The sequence below is a fragment of the Rufibacter sp. JT20002 genome, assembly GCF_056491185.1.
In genome coordinates this window covers 503,478-523,273 of sequence record NZ_JBSZJY010000001.1, presented here as the reverse complement: position 1 = coordinate 523,273, position 19,796 = coordinate 503,478, and the positions used below count along the sequence as shown (strand labels likewise).

At 49.7% G+C, this 19,796-nt stretch carries 13 protein-coding genes; 5 read left to right on the top strand and 8 right to left on the bottom strand.

Features of this window, described 5'->3' with window-relative positions:
• Positions 1 to 36 precede the first annotated feature (36 nt).
• A complete protein-coding gene (locus ACW9SV_RS02115) occupies positions 37 to 1,056 on the bottom strand; it encodes an acyl-CoA reductase (RefSeq protein ID WP_479555084.1) in 1,020 nt (339 codons plus the stop codon).
• Positions 1,057 to 1,181: 125 nt separating this feature from the next.
• Here ACW9SV_RS02115 and ACW9SV_RS02110 point away from each other — a divergent pair, with 125 nt between their 5' ends.
• Together ACW9SV_RS02110 and ACW9SV_RS02105 are read left to right on the top strand one after the other, a co-directional pair.
• The gene (locus ACW9SV_RS02110) at positions 1,182 to 1,532 is read left to right on the top strand and encodes a 4Fe-4S binding protein (RefSeq protein ID WP_149089117.1); all 351 of its coding nucleotides are present in this window, start codon (positions 1,182 to 1,184) and stop codon (positions 1,530 to 1,532) included.
• A gap of 338 nt (positions 1,533 to 1,870) precedes the next feature.
• Positions 1,871 to 4,504: a valine--tRNA ligase gene (locus tag ACW9SV_RS02105; protein WP_479555083.1), complete on the top strand. Its 2,634-nt coding sequence runs from the start codon at positions 1,871 to 1,873 to the stop codon at positions 4,502 to 4,504.
• 144 nt (positions 4,505 to 4,648) lie between these two features.
• Here ACW9SV_RS02105 and ACW9SV_RS02100 read toward each other — a convergent pair whose 3' ends face one another.
• From ACW9SV_RS02100 to ACW9SV_RS02090, 3 genes are all read right to left on the bottom strand, one after another.
• Positions 4,649 to 5,191: a hypothetical protein gene (locus ACW9SV_RS02100; protein ID WP_479555082.1), complete on the bottom strand. Its 543-nt coding sequence runs from the start codon at positions 5,189 to 5,191 to the stop codon at positions 4,649 to 4,651.
• A 188-nt stretch (positions 5,192 to 5,379) separates the two neighbouring features.
• Complete coding sequence (locus ACW9SV_RS02095) at positions 5,380 to 6,759, bottom strand: dihydrolipoamide acetyltransferase family protein (RefSeq protein ID WP_479555081.1); 1,380 nt, start codon at positions 6,757 to 6,759, stop codon at positions 5,380 to 5,382.
• Between the two features lie 163 nt (positions 6,760 to 6,922).
• On the bottom strand, positions 6,923 to 8,185 hold the full coding sequence (locus tag ACW9SV_RS02090; protein ID WP_479555080.1) for a competence/damage-inducible protein A: 1,263 nt from the start codon (positions 8,183 to 8,185) through the stop codon (positions 6,923 to 6,925).
• A gap of 71 nt (positions 8,186 to 8,256) precedes the next feature.
• Here ACW9SV_RS02090 and ACW9SV_RS02085 point away from each other — a divergent pair, with 71 nt between their 5' ends.
• Positions 8,257 to 9,003 carry a DUF4197 domain-containing protein gene (locus tag ACW9SV_RS02085; RefSeq protein WP_479555079.1) on the top strand — a complete coding sequence of 249 codons (747 nt, stop codon included), beginning with the start codon at positions 8,257 to 8,259 and terminating at the stop codon, positions 9,001 to 9,003.
• Positions 9,004 to 9,390: 387 nt separating this feature from the next.
• The gene (locus ACW9SV_RS02080) at positions 9,391 to 10,671 is read left to right on the top strand and encodes an erythromycin esterase family protein (protein ID WP_479555078.1); all 1,281 of its coding nucleotides are present in this window, start codon (positions 9,391 to 9,393) and stop codon (positions 10,669 to 10,671) included.
• A 331-nt stretch (positions 10,672 to 11,002) separates the two neighbouring features.
• On the opposite strand, the gene ACW9SV_RS02075 is transcribed toward ACW9SV_RS02080, so the two are convergent.
• From ACW9SV_RS02075 to lpxD, 4 genes are read right to left on the bottom strand one after another with little or no spacing between them, the layout of a single operon-like run.
• Complete coding sequence (locus tag ACW9SV_RS02075) at positions 11,003 to 11,644, bottom strand: ABC transporter ATP-binding protein (protein WP_479555077.1); 642 nt, start codon at positions 11,642 to 11,644, stop codon at positions 11,003 to 11,005.
• Positions 11,634 to 12,425 carry an acyl-ACP--UDP-N-acetylglucosamine O-acyltransferase gene (gene lpxA, locus ACW9SV_RS02070; RefSeq protein WP_479555076.1) on the bottom strand — a complete coding sequence of 264 codons (792 nt, stop codon included), beginning with the start codon at positions 12,423 to 12,425 and terminating at the stop codon, positions 11,634 to 11,636. Before lpxA ends, ACW9SV_RS02075 begins: the two co-directional genes overlap by 11 nt.
• On the bottom strand, positions 12,422 to 13,816 hold the full coding sequence (locus tag ACW9SV_RS02065) for a bifunctional UDP-3-O-[3-hydroxymyristoyl] N-acetylglucosamine deacetylase/3-hydroxyacyl-ACP dehydratase (protein WP_479555075.1): 1,395 nt from the start codon (positions 13,814 to 13,816) through the stop codon (positions 12,422 to 12,424). The genes lpxA and ACW9SV_RS02065 overlap by 4 nt, the downstream gene beginning before the upstream one ends.
• Positions 13,817 to 13,847: 31 nt before the next feature.
• Entirely contained in the window at positions 13,848 to 14,870 is a 1,023-nt protein-coding gene (lpxD, locus tag ACW9SV_RS02060; RefSeq protein ID WP_479555074.1) for a UDP-3-O-(3-hydroxymyristoyl)glucosamine N-acyltransferase, read from the bottom strand.
• A 570-nt stretch (positions 14,871 to 15,440) separates the two neighbouring features.
• Here lpxD and ACW9SV_RS02055 point away from each other — a divergent pair.
• Entirely contained in the window at positions 15,441 to 19,601 is a 4,161-nt protein-coding gene (locus ACW9SV_RS02055; RefSeq protein WP_479555073.1) for a hybrid sensor histidine kinase/response regulator transcription factor, read from the top strand.
• The last annotated feature ends 195 nt before the right edge of the window (positions 19,602 to 19,796 follow it).

The window sequence follows — 19,796 nt, the reverse complement described above, 5'->3', positions numbered from 1 at the left end:
ATAAAGCTATTTTCTGGAAAATAGCCCTAAAATAATTTACAGGTTCTTCAGGAATTCCATGGTGTCCACGCCATCCGCGTAATCGCTTACGGACGGGCATTGTGCCTGCCCGAAGGCGTAGCTGTTGGGCCAAAGCGCCTCCTGCGAAACCACACATTGTAGCTTCTCCTGGATGGTCTCCAACTTTTGGGTCAGGTCCTCGTCATTGGCGTAGGTTTCATAAAACAGCACCGAAATAGGGGAGACCAGTTGCTGGCTTTCGGTCACCATCAGGAAGCCGTTGTCCAGGTGCGGCACGCCGTTCACCAGGTAAATAGACTTGTTGTAGTCGTAGTTGTTCTGGTATTTGTGGTGGTTCACTACCTCTTTCTTGTACTCCATGGCTTCAAAGAACGGCGTGAAATCATACTCGGCAGGCACAAACGCCTTGGCCACATTGCGGCAGCCTAGCCCATAGTAGCGCAGTATGTCATCGCCCAGGGCGGTCAATTCTTCTTTGGTCTCTTTTCCGGTGAGCACGGCCACGCTGGTGCGGTTCTTCCGGATGATGTGCGGACGCTTGGCGAAGTAGTATTCAAAATAGCGGGCGGTGTTGTCAGAACCAGTAGCAATAATGGCATCTGACTCTTTCAGCATCATCACCAACTGAATCTGCTCCTGGAAGCCGGGCTCAATCTCGGTCAGCTTGTTCAACAGGTGGGGCATCAGGAAAGGATCATCGGAGCTTGGTTTTGCCTGCAGAATATGCCCAGCCAGCAGAATGCACAGCGCGTCATGGAAACCCACCGCCGGAATGTTCCCGGCCATCACTACGCCTACTTTTTTATGAGCATCGTTCACCTGAGGCAAGTCGTAGCGGGCTACCCAAGCAGTCAGTTGGTCTTCTTCCAGCATGCTGGCAATTCCTTCCAACGCCGCTGAAACATTAGGTAAGTCAAAGAAGTTATTGTGCTGACCCGCCCGGCGGGCCAGGTATTCGCGCTCCTCCTGCGGAAGATTCCGGAGGTAATCGCCTAATTTTATGAATGCGGAAAGTCTATTTTCTAAAGTTAGCATGAAGAGGTAACAGTGGGTGCGTGAGAAACGTTTGATACAATGCGCGCTACGTATTACTTTTGCGCGTATAATGGCGTACCTATATAGAGGTGCAAAATTACAAAAAAGAAACAGGAGATACGATTATGGCAATAATGATCACGGATGAGTGTATCAACTGCGGCGCATGTGAGCCGGAGTGCCCCAACACGGCCATCTACGAAGGTGGTGTTCAGTGGACCTGGGGTGATGGTACATCTCTGACCAAGGTAGAAATTGACGGTGGAGAAACGGTAGACGGCAAAGCCCCGCAACCGCCCATTTCCGACGAATTCTATTATATAGTCTCTGACAAGTGCACCGAGTGCTGCGGTTTCCACGAGGAACCTCAGTGCGCGGCCGTCTGCCCTGTAGACTGCTGCGTCGATGACCCGGACTACCGCGAGACCGAGGAAGCCTTGTTAGCCAAGAAAGAGTGGTTGCACGCCGCAAGCTAATCTTTTCTTGAAAGCTATTCAGGAACCCGCCTCGTGCGGGTTTTTTGTTTTCTTGCCTTATGTGGCTGTTTTACCAAAAATAGGCCGAAACGCTTGCCGGCATTTTCGCAAGCGGAAGAAGACTTCGTAGTGTCCGAAGGTCCTTCGAATGACTTCAACTTCTACGTTTCTTCCCTGTTTTTCCGAAAACCGCCTGAAAACAGGAGCTTTCCCGCAGAGCCGACCAATAACTGATAACTCACATCGGCTAATTTGCTATTTTTGCAGCTACCCGTGATTTGTGCCGGTGCTGTGAGCATAGCACATCAGCACATTAACACATTAGCATAGTATCTAAGATGTCCATTCCGAAGACCTATAACCCCAAAGAAGTAGAAGACAAGTGGTACGCCACCTGGCTGGAGCGCGGCTTTTTCAAGTCCAAACCCAACCCTAGAAAGCAGCCTTATACCGTGGTAATTCCGCCGCCCAACGTAACTGGCGTGCTGCACATGGGCCACATGCTCAACAATACCATTCAGGATGTATTGGTACGCCGGGCCCGGATGCAAGGAAAAGAGGCTTGCTGGGTACCTGGTACGGATCACGCCTCCATCGCTACGGAGGCTCGCGTAGTAGCCATGCTCAAGGAAAAAGGCATCAGCAAAAGTGACTTGACCCGCGAGGAGTTCCTGCAATACGCCTTCGAGTGGAAAGAGAAATACGGCGGCATCATTCTGGAGCAGTTGAAAAAACTAGGCGCCTCCTGCGACTGGGATCGTACCCGTTTCACCATGGAGCCTGCCTTGACCGATGCCGTAATCCAGGTATTTGTAGACCTGTACCGCAAAGGCCAGATTTACCGCGGAGTACGCATGGTGAATTGGGACCCTCAAGGGCTCACCGCGCTGTCTGACGAGGAAGTAAACTTCAAGCAAGTAAACGGCAAACTGTACTACCTGCGCTACGGGGTTGAGGGCTCTGACGAAGTGTTAACGGTAGCTACCAAGCGCCCCGAGACCATCATGGGCGACGTGGCCATCTGCGTACACCCCGAAGACGAGCGTTACAAGCATTTGGCGGGCAAGAAAGCCATTATTCCGTTGGTGAACCGGGCCATTCCTATCATTTTTGACGAATACGTAGACCGCGAGTTCGGAACGGGGGTGCTGAAAGTAACCCCGGCACACGACATCAATGACTACGAACTGGGCCAGAAACATAACCTGCCTAGCATTGACGTACTCAACGACAACGGAACCATCCATGAGCGTGCTGGCCTCTACGTAGGCGAAGACCGCTTCGTGGTGCGCAAGAAAATCACCAAAGATTTGGATGCTCAAGGTCTGTTAGAGAAAGTAGAGGATTCCGTTTCTAACGTTGGTTTCTCTGAGCGTACCGATGCCGTGATTGAGCCCAAGCTTTCTATGCAGTGGTGGTGTAAAATGGACCAGATGGCCAAGCCCGCACTGGAAAACGTGATGAACGACACCATCAAGCTGCACCCGGCCAAGTTCAAGAACATGTACCGTTCCTGGATGGAGAACGTGCACGACTGGTGTATCTCGCGCCAACTGTGGTGGGGACAACAGATTCCGGCGTACTACCTGCCCGATGGCACGTTTGTAGTAGCCCGCACCGCTGAGGAAGCCCTGGAAGAAGCCCGCACCAAGTCCGGCAACCCAGAACTGCAAATAACTGATTTGCGCCAGGACGAAGACGTGCTGGATACTTGGTTTTCTTCGTGGTTATGGCCTATCTCAGTATTTGACGGTTTCAAAGACCCGGACAACGAGGATATCCTGTATTATTATCCTACCAATGACCTGGTAACGGCTCCTGAAATTCTGTTCTTCTGGGTAGCGCGTATGATCATGGCCGGCTATGAGTTCCGCAAGGAGCTGCCGTTCCAGAACGTTTACCTCACCGGTATCGTGCGTGATGCGCAGGGACGCAAAATGTCCAAATCCCTGGGTAACTCGCCAGACCCGCTGCTGTTAATTGAGCAGTACGGCGCCGATGGCGTTCGTGCGGGCATGCTCTTCAGCTCACCGGCCGGTAATGACCTGTTGTTTGACGAGAAACTCTGCGAGCAGGGCCGTAACTTCAGCAACAAGATTTGGAATGCCTTCCGCTTGATTAACGGCTGGGAAGTAGACGAGACTTTGGCCAACCCGAACGAGAAAGCTATCAAGTGGTTTGACTCTAAGTTCAACGAGGCGCTGAACGTATTGGAAGACCACTTTGACAAATTCCGCATTTCGGATGCGTTGCTAACAGTGTATAAACTGGTATGGGATGATTTCTGCTCCAATTACCTAGAGATGATTAAACCCGCCTTCGGGTCACCCATTGATGCGGCTACGTTGCAGGCCACCAATGAATTCTTGGAGAAGCTGATGAAAGTGCTGCATCCGTTTATGCCGTTTATCACCGAGGAAATCTGGAACTCCATGGCAGAGCGTGCGCCTAAAAACTGCCTGGTAGTTGCTGCCTGGCCAGAAAAAGGCCGCGTAGATGCAGACTTGCTCAAGCAAACCGATTACGTGCTGAACGTAGTAGGGCAAATCAGGAATCAGCGGAACAGCAAGAATATCTCTCCGGCTAAAAAGCTGGCGCTATACGTGCGTTTGGTAGAAGGCAAAAACGCCATTGCAGGCTATGAGACGCTGGTAAGCAAACTAGCGAACCTAAGCGAGATACTGGAAACCGAACAGCCATTGGATAACGCTTTGTCCTTCGTGGTAGAAAGCGCTGAATTCTTCATCCCGATGGAAGGCAACATTGACACCGCCGCTGAGCGTGAACGCATTTTGAAGGAACTGGACTACACCAAAGGTTTCCTGGCTAGCGTGGCAAAAAAGCTAAGCAATGAGCGTTTTGTGAGCGGAGCCCCGGAAGCGGTAATCAGCGCAGAGCGCAAAAAGCAATCAGACGCCGAGGCAAAGATTGCTGCCTTGGAGCAAAGCTTAAATGCTCTTCCTACAGAATAACCTTCAACTAAATAGAAACGAAAGCGGCTGCTCCTGATGGGGCAGCCGCTTTCGTTTTCAAAGCTTTTCGTTTTAAGAACTTTATCAAAGGCTCAAACCTGCTTATATCTATTGCCTCAATTTCTTGAAAACAGGTTAAAAAGATTACAAAGAATAAGAGTCAAGCTTAGTCCAGGTAATAGCGCCGTTTTCTACGGAGTACCGCAGTAGAGCATAACCGCCATTGTGACCGTCTTCAAAATAGGCGAGGGCATGACGGTCATTTAAAATACGGATGTCCTGGATTGCCATGGTGCCGCCCATGGTGCCGGAGGTAGTTAAAACAGACTTTTGCTTGCGCATGAGGTCATTCATCAAATCTGCTTCGGGGTTTTTAAGGCCTTTGCGTTTCAAACGCCGGATATCAGTCTCAGTGAGAGCACCAATCTCTTCTTCAAAGGTTGTAGACTCAGGCGGCGTTACTTTTTCAACGGTCTCCGGAGTCTCTTGTATAGGCTGTTGTGGTTGGGCCGGCTGGAGCGTATCTATTGGTGCCGGTCGCGAATACCGGGCGACTTGCTGCTCTAAACTGGTGATGCGCTCGTTAGCTATGGCTAACTGACTTTCGGCCTGGCTTCGTTTCCAGTAGAAGAATATTGCCAGAAACAACAAGAAGGCTATTACAAGTAAGAGGAGGGCGTTTTTCATAAGATTGGTGAAGTAGCAAGTCCAGGTAAGATAAGACTTTTACTATATTCAACTAAAGTGGGTTGTGTCTTTCTGGTTTGCAGCCGGTTTAAAGAAAACAAGCCCTAATCAGCTAACAAAAAAGCCCCTCCAGCAGAGGAGAGGCTTTCTTTTAGAGGAGATGATTTTAAAATCTCCCCATTTTCAAATTAGATACTGGTATTCGGATCGAAAGCTTCCAGGTAATCTGCTACGCGGCGAACGAACATGCCACCCAAAGAACCATCTACCACTCGGTGGTCATAGGAGTGCGACAGGAACATGAACTGACGGATACCGATTAAGTCGCCTTCCGGAGTTTCAATCACGGCTGGCTTCTTCTTAATCGCACCTACGGCCATAATGGCTACCTGGGGCTGCATGATGATAGGCGTACCCATCACGTTACCGAAAGAACCTACGTTGGAAATGGTATAGGTAGGATCCGCTAAATCAGCCGGAGTCAATTTATTGATGCGGGCACGGTTGGCCAAATCGTTCAGGCGCTTAGAGATGCCATTCAGATTCATCTGGTCCGCGTTGTGGATTACGGGCACAATCAGGTTACCAGAAGGCAAGGCCACGGCCACCCCGATGTTGATGTCACGCTTCTTGATGATTTTGTCACCGTCCACGCTTACGTTGATCATCGGGAAGTCCTTGATGGCTTTCACGATGGCCTCAATGAAGATAGGCGTAAAGGTGAGGTTCTCGCCTTCGCGTTTCTTGTAAGCGTCTTTGGTTTTGTTCCGCCAGTTCACAATGTTGGTCACATCGGCCTCCACAAAGGAAGTCACGTGCGGAGAGATACGCTTGCTGTCCACCATGCGCTGCGAAATCATCTTGCGCATACGGTCCATCTCTATGATCTCTACGTTGCCGCTGTACGACTGGGCCGGAGCGGTAGAAACCTGGGCAGCAGGAGCAACAGGAGCAGCTTGTGGTTGTGGTGCGACTTGCGGAGCAGGAGCCTGTGGTGTAGTTGCAACAGCTGCCGGTTGAGGTGCAGCAGCGGGAGCTCCACCAGCTTGGCGGGAAGCTACGTAATCTAAGATGTCTTTTTTAGAAACACGGCCCTCTTTGCCGGTACCTGGTATGAATTCCAACTCCTGCATAGAGATGCCTTCCTCGCGGGCAATGTTCAACACTAACGGAGAATAGAATCTTCCGGAGGCGGGTTGCTCTAAACGTTGGGTCGTTTGGACTGCTGCTTCAGGGGCCTGAACTGGCTGAGCTGCCGGAGCAGTCGCCGGTTGGGCTGCAGGTGCTTCTGCTTGGGCAGGGCTTGTCGAAGCGGGTTGGTCATCACCGCCGGTGCTAATTACCGCGATAGGGGCTCCTACGGCTACTACCTGGCCTTCTTGTACCAGTATCTCTTTCAAAACACCACCTTGGATGGCTGGTACCTCAGTGTCTACCTTGTCAGTGGCTACTTCCAGCACAGACTCATCTTGCTCAATGGTGTCGCCCACTTGCTTTAACCATTTCAGCACGGTGCCTTCCATGATACTTTCGCCCATTTTGGGCATCACCATTTCTACAAGAGCCATAGTATAAGAAAATCAGTTTTTTAGGTTACAGGGATCAGAATACCACAGTCAGGTAAGAGAACAGGTATGCACAATGTTACAGAAAAACAGCGAATGATTACTGTAATGCCGCAACTGATTCCTGTGAACCTAACTGTTGTTAGGCAAATTTAGGTTTTTTTACCTATTCCTCAACCCGTCTGGATAAACTTTGCCGAACTAGGTCTAAGACCTGCAGGGCGGTGTACTCCATATTGAGCTGGCGGGTTTTGTTGTAGTTGATTTTACGGGCAATGGTTTGGTGCGCATCAGCGTAGGCAATCCAGATGGTGCCAACGGGTTTTTCAGGGGTGCCGCCGTCTGGTCCGGCTATGCCGCTGGTTGAAATTCCAATATCGGTTTTCAGGAGTTGGCGCACGCCTTGGGCCATGGCCTTCACTGTTTCTTCGCTCACGGCGCCGTGCTGCTCCAAGACTTCAGCAGGTATACCTAACTGAGCTTTCTTGACTTCGTTGCTGTAGGCTACTACGCTGCCTAGGAAGTACGCTGAACTGCCGGGCACACTGGTGAGTTTATGAGCCACCAAACCGCCGGTGCAACTCTCGGCAGTAGAAATAGTGAGATTACGTCCTTTCAGTAATTGACCGATGGCCTCTTCCAAAGGGACTTCACCGTAGGCAAAGATATTGTTTGGAATGAGGGTCGTTAACTTGTCTACCTGCTCCTGCAGTTGGGCTACCAGGTCTTGGCCATCTTGAGAGAAACCGGTAAGGCGCAGGCGCACCCCGGCTAGGTGAGGTAGGTAAGCCAACTTTATATTAGACGGCAGGTTATCTTCCCAATCAGCGATTTTCTCGGACAAGAAGGATTCCCCAATCCCGATGGTTTGCACCACTCTATGGATAATTTGGGGCAGCGCAAAATGCTGCTTTAGATAGGGGAGAACCGTATCTGTGACCATGCGCTTCATCTCAAACGGCACGCCTGGCATAGACACAATGACGGAATCCTGCTCATGGAACAGCATTCCCGGGGCGGTGCCCAGCACATTGCGCACGGGCGTACAGGAAGCCGGCAGAAATGCCTGTTGCCGGTTCACCTCCAACATAGGACGGTTATATTTCCTAAAGATATCCTCCACATCGTCTAGCGAAGGTTGGTGCAGTTGCAACTCCGTGTTGAAGTAACGGGTCAGCGTATGCTTGGTAAGGTCGTCTTTGGTAGGGCCTAAGCCGCCGGTTATCAGAATCACGTCGGCGCGGGAGATGGCTTGGGTCAGGGCTTCAGTGATGGCGTCTGGGTTGTCTGAGATGCTGGTGATTTGTTTTACCCTGATGCCTATCTTGCCAAGTTCCTGGCCTAACCAGGCAGAGTTGGTGTCAATGACCTGACCGTACAGCAGCTCATCGCCAATGGTCATGATTTCTGCCGATATTTCCTTTTTCATTTATTTGGCTTGATTTATGCGTATGCCCCTTCAACCATCCTAGATCAAAAGTAATAAACATGTACGCACGTATGAAGAAACTCGTCTCCCGGGCTTTTGTTTTTGGCAGCCTTATTTTAATTGGACTGACTTCCTGCACCACCGCTCAAATAGAGCAAGCTTTAGGTGCGGTGGCGCAGCAAACCGGCCAGACCGGACAAACCGGAGCACTTACCCAATCTGAAGTGTCCTCGGGTTTAAAGCAGGCGCTTTCACAGGGTATTAACAAAGGCACCGCCCAAGCTTCCCAGACCGATGGTTTCTACAAGAACAGCCTCATTAGAATTCCTTTTCCGCCCGATGTACAGCGCGTGGAAAACACACTCCGGTCCATTGGCTTAGGTTCAGAGGTTGACAAATTCATTCTTACCCTGAATCGCGGGGCCGAGGATGCCGCCAAAAGTGCCGCGCCTATTTTCCTGAACGCCATCAAGCAATTAACCTTCAGCGATGTCTGGAACATCCTGCGCGGCGAGCGCGATGCGGCTACTCAATACTTAAAGCGCACTACTACCAGCCAACTGAACTCGGCGTTCAGCCCAATCATGCGCCAGTCGTTGGACAAAGTGAATGCCACCAGGTACTATTCAGAGTTGGTGAACCGCTACAATAAGATTCCGCTGGTGAAAAAAGCAGATCCTAATTTAGAGTCGTATGCCACTCAGAAAGCCATTGATGGCCTTTTCACGCTGGTAGCCCAGGAGGAAGCCAACATCCGCGAAAACCCGATTGCCCGCACCACAGAGCTTCTCAAGCGCGTGTTCGGGTCAAGACAATAAGTTGGAATAAACTGATAGGAAAGGGTAGCTGTACTTGGTGCAGCTACCCTTTTTTGCTTCTGTTTTTCTAAAGTATGCCAATAACTCAAGCAGGCATTTGGAGATAATTTGAACCCCTAGGAATTGTCGATTTTATCACTAGAAGAAACTGTATATCAGTGATTATGAAAGGTATGTAGAAGCTGTGCCTTTTTTATAAGTTTAGGAAATAGTAACAGGCAGGTGGAAGTAGGTGAAAGTGAGGTAGTGGAATTTAGTTATTCTAAGAACGGTTTTCTACGTCAAATGCGCTTTTGACCTTTTTCTGAAAAAATAGGCTAAAAACAAGTAAACTTTTAAAACCAATGCGGGGTAAAAGGCAGGGAGTTCATATTTCCCTCAAATTCCATGACTTATTCAAAACTGCCGTACCACCGGCTGGAGAACAAAGCTGATTTAGACATTCTGCTGGACGATATTGGAGATGCCCGTATTGTGATGTTAGGAGAAGCCTCGCACGGCACCTCTGAATACTACGGCTGGCGTACTGCCATCTCTAAGCGCCTCATAGAAGAGAAAGGCTTCACCTTCATTGCAGTGGAAGGTGATTGGCCAGATTGCTACCAGATTAATAAGTTCATCCGTGGCTACTGCAAACCAGGCACCAAAGTGTCTGACATCTTGAAGCACTTCAACCGCTGGCCTACCTGGATGTGGGGCAACTGGGAAGTAGCGGCCCTGGTGGAGTGGCTCAAAGAAAATAATGACCGACCTAACACAAACAAAATTGGTTTTTATGGCCTAGATGTTTACAGTCTCTGGGGCTCGCTGCAGCAAATCATGAAGTACCTTGAAAAGAAGGATGGTCATGCTGTGAAAGCCGCCAAGGAAGCATTCAAATGCTTTGAACCCTACAGCTCAGACCCACAGGAATACGCCCGAGCCGTAGCTTACGTCTCAGAGGATTGCGAGGACGAAGTAATTTCCATGCTGCAGGAACTGGGTAAACGGGAGCGGGAAGAACCCGGCAACCCCGAAGCCGTTTTTGATGCCGAGCAGAATGCCTTGGTAGCGGTAAACGCCGAGCGGTACTACAAAGCCATGGTAAAAGGCGGCGGCAATTCTTGGAACGTGCGCGACGGGCACATGATGGAGACTCTGAACCGTTTGCTGGAATTCCACGGACCCAATTCCAAAGCCATCATTTGGGAACACAACACCCACATCGGAGATGCCCGCTACACCGATATGGCCCGGGCCGGAATGGTAAACATCGGGCAATTGGCCCGTGAACAGTACGGAAGAGAGAATGTGTACCTCGCCGGATTTGGCTCCTATGAAGGCTCTGTCATTGCGGGAGACTCCTGGGGTGCGCCCATGAAAAAGATGGAAGTTCCGCCCGCCCGTCAAGGTTCCTGGGAGGACTGGCTGCACAATCTGGGGGCTACCGATAAGCTTTTGCTCTCTCGTGAACTCCGCGAGATCAGTGAAGTCCGCCAGCAGATTGCTCACCGCGCCATTGGTGTCGTGTACGATCCTAATCGAGAGAAATACGGCAATTACGTGCCCACTATCATTCCAGAGCGCTACGATGCCTTTTTGTACCTAGATGAAACCGAGGCACTCAGGCCGTTTATCGTCAAAACGAAAGAGAAAGAGCCACCAGAAATGTATCCGGCTAACGAGTAAACATTGTTGCTTGTTAGCTGTTCTATAAACGTATCTGCGCCATCTTACTACATATATGGGAAAGTCACCTTTGGGTGGCTTTTTTCATTTCTGCGTTTATGGGCTGATTTTCTAAAAGGAGCCTTAAAGCAACTATGGCGCGGAAGTTACTTCCGTGACTTAAGAAAAGGTAGTCACGGAAGTAACTTCCGCGCCATAGTTCATGTGTTTCGAGGCTATAATGTTAGGATGTTGGGGGCAATCCCTTGTGGTTGCCCTCTGCCGATAGAACCAGAAAGGGCAACCACAAGGGATTGCCCCTACATATGCCATTGAGATTTTATGCGAAAATTTACCCTCTCTTCCGCTCAGGGGCTTTGTAGTGGAACTCATTGATGGGCAGTTGCTCGTCACAGAAACTGTACTCATGCGGCACGTTGGAGCCGATGATGACCAAACGGTTTTGCCGATTTCGTTCCAGGTGTTCCAGGTACCACGCTACACCCGATTGGTCCAGGTTGGTTGTGGGCTCGTCCAGTAATAAAAGGGGAGAGTCGGAATAAATGGCTAAGCCTAGTTTCAGGCGCTGGCGCATGCCCGAGGAAAAGTCCCGCACCAATTTGTGTTTGGCGGCCTGCAGTTGAAGAAGGTCGGGGAGTTGTTGGGGAGTGATGCCGCGTAAAGCCTTGAAGCGGGTGTGGAACTGAATCATCTCCTGTAAAGTGAATTCCTCCAGTAAGTCCTGGTACGGGGCTGCCATCGAAAGAGAGCGGTACAGTTCATCCACCGGAATTTCTTTCCCTTCTGAAGAATAGGAAATAGAACCTTCTGAGGGAAGCTGGAATCCGCTGAGGATAGAAAGCAAAGTGGATTTCCCGGACCCATTATGCCCCAGCACGGCATACGCCTTGCCTGAGACAAACTCATAGGACAGATTCCGGAAAATCCACTCGTAATTAAAGCGCTTGCCTAAAGAGGAAAGCTTAATCTGCATCGCGTTGATAGCCTTTAATAATGCCTCGGCCCGAATTACGCACGAAATTCACAATCTCGTCACGTTCTGAGCTAGGCGCTAAGTCAATCTCAATTTTCTCTACCGCTGAGGCCGTGTTCAGGCCGCTCATGAACAGAATGCGGTAGATTTGCTGAATATCGGTGATTTGCTCGTTCGTGAAGCCTCTGCGGCGCAGCCCAATGGAATTAACGCCAGCATAAGACAATGGCTCACGTGCTGCCTTGATGAACGGAGGCACGTCTTTGCGCACCAAAGATCCGCCAGACACCATCGCATGCGCCCCGATGCTCACAAACTGATGAACCGCCGAGGTGCCGCCAATAAAAACGTGATCATGCACTACAATGTGACCCGCTAGTTGCACGCCATTTGCCACAATCACATTGTTGCCAATGATACAGTCATGGGCAACGTGCACATAGGCCATAATCAGGCAGTTTGAGCCAATCGCAGTGGTATTTTTATCTAAAGCCGTGCCCCTATTTAAAGTCACGCACTCTCTGATGATGGTATTGTCACCAATAGACACCGTGGAGGGCTCGCCTTTGTACTTCAAGTCCTGAGGCGGAGCCGAAATCACCGCGCCTGGAAAAATCTGGCAGTTCTTGCCAATGCGGGCGCCTTCCATGATGGTCACGTTGGGGCCAATCCAGGTGCCTTCGCCAATCTCCACGTTCTTGGAGATGGTAGTGAACGGTTCAACAACTACGTTAGTGGCAATCTTGGCTTCGGGGTGGATGTAAGCTAATGGCTGATTCATGCGTCTTTTCTTACGATACTTGCTAACATCTCGGCCTCCATCACCAACTGCCCTGCTACGTAGGCTTGCCCTTGCATTCTGGCAATACCACGCTTAATAGGTGCCAACAGTTCGCATTTGAAAATAATGGTATCTCCGGGAACTACTTTTCGGCGGAAACGGCATTTGTCAACGCCCATAAAGTAGGTCCAGTAATTCTCTGGGTCTGGAACAGTACTCAATACATAAATACCACCGGTCTGAGCCATGGCCTCAATCAAGATTACGCCCGGCATCACTGGGTTGCCCGGGAAGTGGCCCTGGAAGAATGACTCGTTCATGGTCACGTTCTTCACGCCGGTCACCGTGGTTTCATCCAAGTGAATAATCTTGTCAATCAACAAGAAGGGGTAACGGTGCGGTAAAGTCTGTTCAATGCGGTTGATGTCCATCACCGGAGTCTTCTTGGGATCGTACACGGGTACGTTCTTCACCGATGACTCCTTGATGTACTTCTTGATCTTCTTAGCAAACGCCACGTTAGACGCGTGTCCCGGGCGAGCTGCCAGAATCTGGCCTTTCAACGGACGGCCTACCAAGGCTAAATCCCCAATCAGGTCAAGAAGTTTGTGGCGGGCAGGCTCGTTTTTGTAGCGCAGGTCTACGTTATTTAGAATTCCTTCCTTCTTCACGGCCACTTTCGGCTTTTTGAGAAGGTCAGAGAGGTAGTCTAATTCGTTTTCTTCCACCACGCGGTCTACCACCACAATGGCATTGCTTAGGTCACCGCCTTTGATCAGGTTTTGCTTGAAAAGCATCTCCAACTCATGCAGGAAGCAGAACGTGCGGCACGAAGCAATTTCGTCTTTGAACTGACGCAAATCAGTTAAAGAAGCGTGCTGGGAGCCTAGAACCGGTGAGTGGTAATCTACCATCACCGTCACGCGGTAGTCATCGAGGGGAAGGATGGCGATCTCGGTTTCGCGGGAACCATCTCGGAACATGATTTCCTCAGGCACTTCAAAGAAGTTACGCAGGGCATTCTGTTCTTCCAGGCCAACCTCTAATAATGGTTGCACGAACAGGATGGAAGAACCGTCCATAATAGGAGGCTCAGGTCCGTCAATCTGGATGAGAACGTTGTCTATCTCTAACCCAACCAAGGCGGCTAATACGTGCTCCACGGTGTTCACCCGGGCGCCGTTCTGTTCAATGGTGGTTCCGCGGGAGAGGTCTACAACGTTGTCTACATCGGCATCAACAATGGGTTGATTAGGCAAATCAATGCGTTGGAATTTATACCCGTGGTTGATGGGAGCTGGCAAAAACGTCATATTTGACACCACTCCCGTATGCAATCCAATCCCAGAAACCGTCACCGGTGCCTTTATGGTATGCTGTTTATCGTTCATGAAGCACTAAATAGGTAAAGAGGGGCTAAAGTTAACGGTTTTCTCTGAGTTCCTCTACCTGTTTCTGTAACTCGGGGAGTTTCCGGAAAATAGATAAGGCCCGCAGGTTTTGTTTATAGTCAAACGCAGGCGATCCCTGGATAAAGGTACCGGTCTCCTTGATTGTTTTGGAAACACCAGATTGAGCCCCAACAATGGTTTTGTCTGCGATGGAAATATGACCAACAATGCCTACCTGGCCGGCTAGCGTGCAGTAGTTTCCTATTTTGGCGGATCCCGAGATTCCAGTTTGAGCGGCCACTACTGTATGTTGCCCAATCTCCACGTTGTGGGCAATCTGTACCAGATTGTCCACCTTAGAGCCCATCCGGATGATAGTGGAACCCATGGTGGCGCAATCTACGGTGGTATTGGCCCCAATGCTCACGTGATCTTCCAATACTACGTTCCCAATCTGCGGAATGGCCTTGTACGAACCGTCTTTCTGAGGGGCAAAGCCAAAACCGTCACTGCCAATTACGGCCCCGGCATGGATGGTGCAGGAGTTCCCAATGAAGGTATCTGAATACACTTTGGCCCCGGCAAACAGAATGGTATTATCGCCAATGGTGACGTTATCACCAATGTACACCTGCGGGTAGATGTGCACCCCTGATCCAATTTTGCAGTTTTTACCGATGTAGGAGAAAGCGCCTCTATAATGGCGTTCCCCGATAGTGGAATTCTCTCCCATAAAGCAAGGCTCTTCCACGCCTTGGCGGGCGGCGGCCACTGCCTGCTGGTAAACCTCCAGTAAGGTAGAGAAAGAGGAATAAGGGTCTTCTACCAGAATAAGGTTGGCAGAAACAGCTTGCTTTAACTCCAGGGTTTTGGCCACAATAACAGCCGTAGCCCCAGTAGTATAGAGATACGGCTCGTACTTTGCATTGGACAGGAAGGAAAGAGCCCCGGGGGTACCTTCTTCAATCTTCGCCAGTCTGTTCACCTTGGCGTTTCCGTCTCCCTGCACCTGGCCTTGGAGAAGATCAGCAATCTGTTGTACTGTGAATTCCATAAAGCAAAGTTAAGGAAACAATTTTTAAACGAGGGTACCTCCCCAATCCTGGTTAGAGGGATTGAAATGTTAGTTTCTCATTTTTAGTGAGATAGCTTAAATATTGCTGCCTTTTTAAGTAAATCTTCTTTAAGGGTATTTTCTGAAAAGTACGGGAAAATCAAGAGTCGGGATTGTTGCCCGCAAATAGAATAGGCAGAAAAAAGGAAGTGAGCTCTTAATTTTGAAACCTGAAAGGATATAGGGGTAAATAAATCACTTTGGAACTATTCTGTATTAATTGTTGCTTTTTTGATAAAATATGTAACAGGTTTCAAGGGTGGCTTTGATAGATTGAGAGAAAACCGGGCAGAATTTTACTAAAAAGGCTATCTTGCATAGCTATTTGTAGCAATGCTTACTGATTAGTTAAATTAGTTGTAAGTGTTTGGCAAGACCAGAAAAGGCAGCTTCTAATAAAGCTGTCAAGCAGAAGAAAAGGGTTATATAAGTCCGGTACTGCCAAGATTCTACTTTTTTAAATTGAAGCTATAACAAAGGCCTCAATCCCTTACAGGTGAAGTTTTAAATATGTCAATACGTTTCCTTATACATATTGCCTTTGCCTTAGTAGCCGTAGTTGGCCATATTGCCCCTGCTTTTTCTGGCCTGCCCCAGCAACACCGGTTTCTGCACCTTGATGTAAACAATGGGCTTTCCCATAACCAGGTCAACAGCTTTCTGAAGGACAGCAAAGGCTACATCTGGATAGGCACCTCTTCAGGCTTGAACCGGTTTGATGGTTACGGTGTGAAAGCCTATAGGCATAATTCCCGCAACGCCGCTTCTTTAAGAGACAACAACATCAATAAACTTTTTGAAGACCCCGAAGGCAACATCTGGATAAGCTCTCAGAAGGGGCTTACCGTTTATAATCCACGCGAAGAAAAATTTGAGCGTAACTATGCCCCTCTCCTGAAAAGGTACGGCCTCCCCCAAGCCCCCTTGGAGAACATCCTGCAGGACCAAGCCGGAAATTTCTGGTTTCTTCAGACGGGACACGGCCTCACCAGGTATAATCCTAAGACCGAAGTCCCTACCCCGGTTAAACTCTCGGGTGTTACCACCACCTTGCAGATCAATGCCTTCGGGTTTACCAAGCAAGGTGACCTTTGGGTGCTGCATGCCAATGGCCTGTTAGAAAAGTTGAATGGTCGGACCTTTCAGGTGGAAAACTTGGAAAAAGGGTTACAGGAGCGGTTCAAGGGGCAGAGAATGGGGTACGGGATGACCATTGACCAAGACGGGGAACTTTGGCTGTTCTCTTCCTATGAAAGCATTGGAGCCTTCCTTTATAGCCCTTCCACTAAAACGTTTAGGCAGTTTCATGAGAGTGCCCCTGCGTTGCGCCTGAACTCTAATCTAGTGCGAGGCATTGCGGAAAACGAGGACGGCAGAATCTGGCTCGCAACGGACCATGGTGGCATCAACATCGTGAACAAAAAAGACTTTTCGGTGCAGTTTGTCCAAAATTGTCCCGAAATAGAAAAGAGCCTTTCCCAAAACAGCCTTATCTCTATTTACAAAGACCGCGAAGGCATCATTTGGTTGGGCACGTATAAAAAAGGCGTCAATTACTACCACAAAAACCTGTTCCAGTTTCAGCACCACCAAAACCAATTGTTGGTAAAGGGGAGCTTGCCCTACGATGACATTAACCGGTTTGTAGAAGACGCCCAAGGAAATCTCTGGATGGGCACCAACGGCGGCGGTCTGCTATACTGGAACCGAAGCACCGGGCAATACACCCGCTACCAGCATAACCCGCAGGACCCTCACAGCCTTAGCAGCAACGTGATCGTGAGTTTGCTTCTGGACCAAGAGCAGAATCTGTGGGTGGGGACCTATCTGGGCGGACTGAACAAGTTTGATGGTGAGAAGTTTACCCGCTATAGACACAATCCTTCTGACCCCAACAGCCTAAGAGATAACAACGTGTGGGAGCTGTTTCAGGACAATCAAAGCCGGGTCTGGGTAGGAACCATGCATGGCGGGTTACAACAGCTTGATCCTGCCACGGGTAAATTATCCTCCTACCGCTCTGCCGCCGGGCAACCCGGCATTAATGCACTGTATGTGTCTGCTATCGCCCAAGACGCGGAAGGCAATCTCTGGACCGGCGGAGACATTGGGGTGGAGGTCCTAAACTTAGCTTCCGGAAAACGGATGCATTTCCAAAACAATCCCCAAAACTCCAAGAGCCTCAGTAGTAATGCTATTTTAAGTATTTTCAGGGACAGCCGCCAGAATATGTGGGTGGGCACCAATGAAGGGTTGAACCTGTATGACCCCAAAACGAAGTCTTTCAGGCTTTTCACCCGGGAGCACGGTTTGCCCGATAACATTATTCTGAATATTCTGGAAGACCCGCACCATAACCTCTGGATCAGTACTCCTAACGGTATCTCAAAACTGGAGATTAAGGGCCAATTACCTCATGAAATTTCCTTTGTGACCCATAACTATGATGAGTCTGATGGGTTGCAGGGCAAGGTGTTCAATGAAAATGCCGCCTTCTTGACCCGTAAAGGCGAGGTGGTATTTGGCGGCCCCAATGGGTTCAATATTTTCCAGCCGCAAGACCTAAACTACAACAAGGTTGCCCCAGCCATTGTCTTTACAGATTTCCAGCTGTTCAGTAAAAGCCTGAAAGTAGGCGAGGAGGTGGGTGGAAGCATTATTCTGCCCAAAGCGCTCTCAGACTTAAGCCAGATCACGCTGCAGCACGACCAGAACATGTTTACCGTGGAGTTTGCCGCGCTCAACTTCTTCCATTCGGAAAAAAACAAGTACCAGTACAAACTGGAAGGCTTTGACAAGACGTGGCACACCACTGATGGCAATAACCGCCGGATCACCTATACCAACCTGGACCCCGGTAATTATGTGCTGCAAGTAAAAGCGGCCAACAATGACGGGGTCTGGAACAAAGAGGGCATCAGCCTTGACATTGAAGTGCAGGTGCCGTTCTGGCGGTCAGATGTGGCGTATGTCTCTTATTTTCTGTTTGCCCTGTTGGCCTTAGTGGTGATTCGCCGGGTTGAGAAGCAGAAAGCCAACGAGAAGTATGAGTTGGACCGCGAGCGGCGGGAGGTGAAACACATGCGGGAGTTGCACCTGATGAAGATCAAGTTCTTCACCAATATCAGCCACGAGTTCCGGACACCGCTGACCCTTATTCTGGCACCTTTGGAAAAATTGCTGGCCACTAGCCAGGATGCCGAGCAATCTAAGCAGTTCCAGATGATTAACCGCAACGCCAAGCGGCTGCTGCTGCTGGTAAATCAGCTGCTGGATTTCCGGAAGTTGGAGGTGGAGGAAGTGGCGTTTGCGCCTTCCCACGGGAACATCATCAAGTTCATCAAAGAGGCGGTGTTCTCGTTTTCAGACCTTTCTGAGAAAAACCACGTGAAACTGTCTTTTGAGACCAGTGTGAAAGAGCTGCACGCTTCCTTTGACATGGACAAACTGGGTAAGATCCTGTACAACCTGCTTTCTAACGCCTTTAAGTTTACCCCTGAGAACGGCGACATCAAAGTAGAGGTGAACTGCCACGAAAACGATTCAGCTTCTAAAGGACTGCACTTGCTGGAAATCAAGGTCTCAGACACGGGCATTGGCATCTCCAAAGAAAACCAGGAGAAGATTTTTGACCGCTTCTTCCGGGAAGACGTGCCGGACAACTTGGTAAACCAGGGGAGCGGCATTGGTTTGTCCATTACCCGCGAGTTTGTGAAAATCCACGGGGGTATCATTCAGGTGCAAAGTGAGCCCGGCCAAGGCAGCTGCTTTACCGTGACTCTGCCCATCAAAGTCAGCAGCACCGTTTTAGAGGATTCTGAGATTGCCACTGAAATACTGGAAGAGGTGCCTGTTTTGCCTACGTCAGAAACCGCTAAGGCCGCCAACACGCCTGAACATGAGTTGGTGGTGTTACTGGTAGAAGACAGTGAAGATTTCCGGACGTACCTGAAAGAGAACCTGAGTGCCCATTTCACAGTGCTGGAAGCCAAAAACGGGAAAGAAGGTTGGCAGCAAGCCCTGTCCCATTTGCCGGACCTGATTGTGAGTGACCTCATGATGCCTGAGTTGAACGGCATCGATTTCTGTAAAAAGATCAAGTCAGATGCCCGCACCTCGCACATCCCGTTTATTCTTTTGACGGCTCAGACCGCCGAGGAGCAAAAATTGAAGGGGTTGGGCATTGGCGCCAATGATTATATCACCAAGCCATTCAATTTTGAGTTGCTGCTTTCCCGCATGTCTAACCTTATTGCGCAGTGCCAGCTTCTGCAAAAAGCCTATGGCAAGAAAATTAGTGTGCAGACCAGCTCCGTTGACATTGTCTCGCTAGATGATAAGCTCATCCAGAGGGCCATTAAGGTGGTGGAAGATAACATTGACTGCGCCGAGTTCTCAGTGGAGTTGATGAGCCGTGAGCTGGGTATGAGTCGGGTGTACCTGTACAAGAAGATAGTGGCGCTTACCGGCCAGACGCCGGTTGAATTCATCCGGAAGATCCGGTTGGAGCGGGCGGCGCAGCTTCTGGAGAAAAGCCAGTTAACTGTGGCCGAGGTGGCGTATGCCGTGGGCTTCAACAACCCCAGGTACTTTTCTAAATACTTCAAAGGAGAATACCACATGCTTCCGAGCGTTTACGCCGAGCGTAAGCACTCGCAGCCGACCGCCTAAAATTTGTATTAGATAGGATTGAAAGCAGCAGCCTTTTGGGGTTGCTGCTTTTTTGTTTTGGGGTTTGGTGAACTGCCCTCAGAAGCTTCTTCGCATTTTGAAAAGGCTTGGCGTTTTCTGCATGCTTTCCGGAACATGGGCTTATATCAAGTTTGCCGTTTATCCATTCTGTAGGGTAGATTCTCCTAACTCATT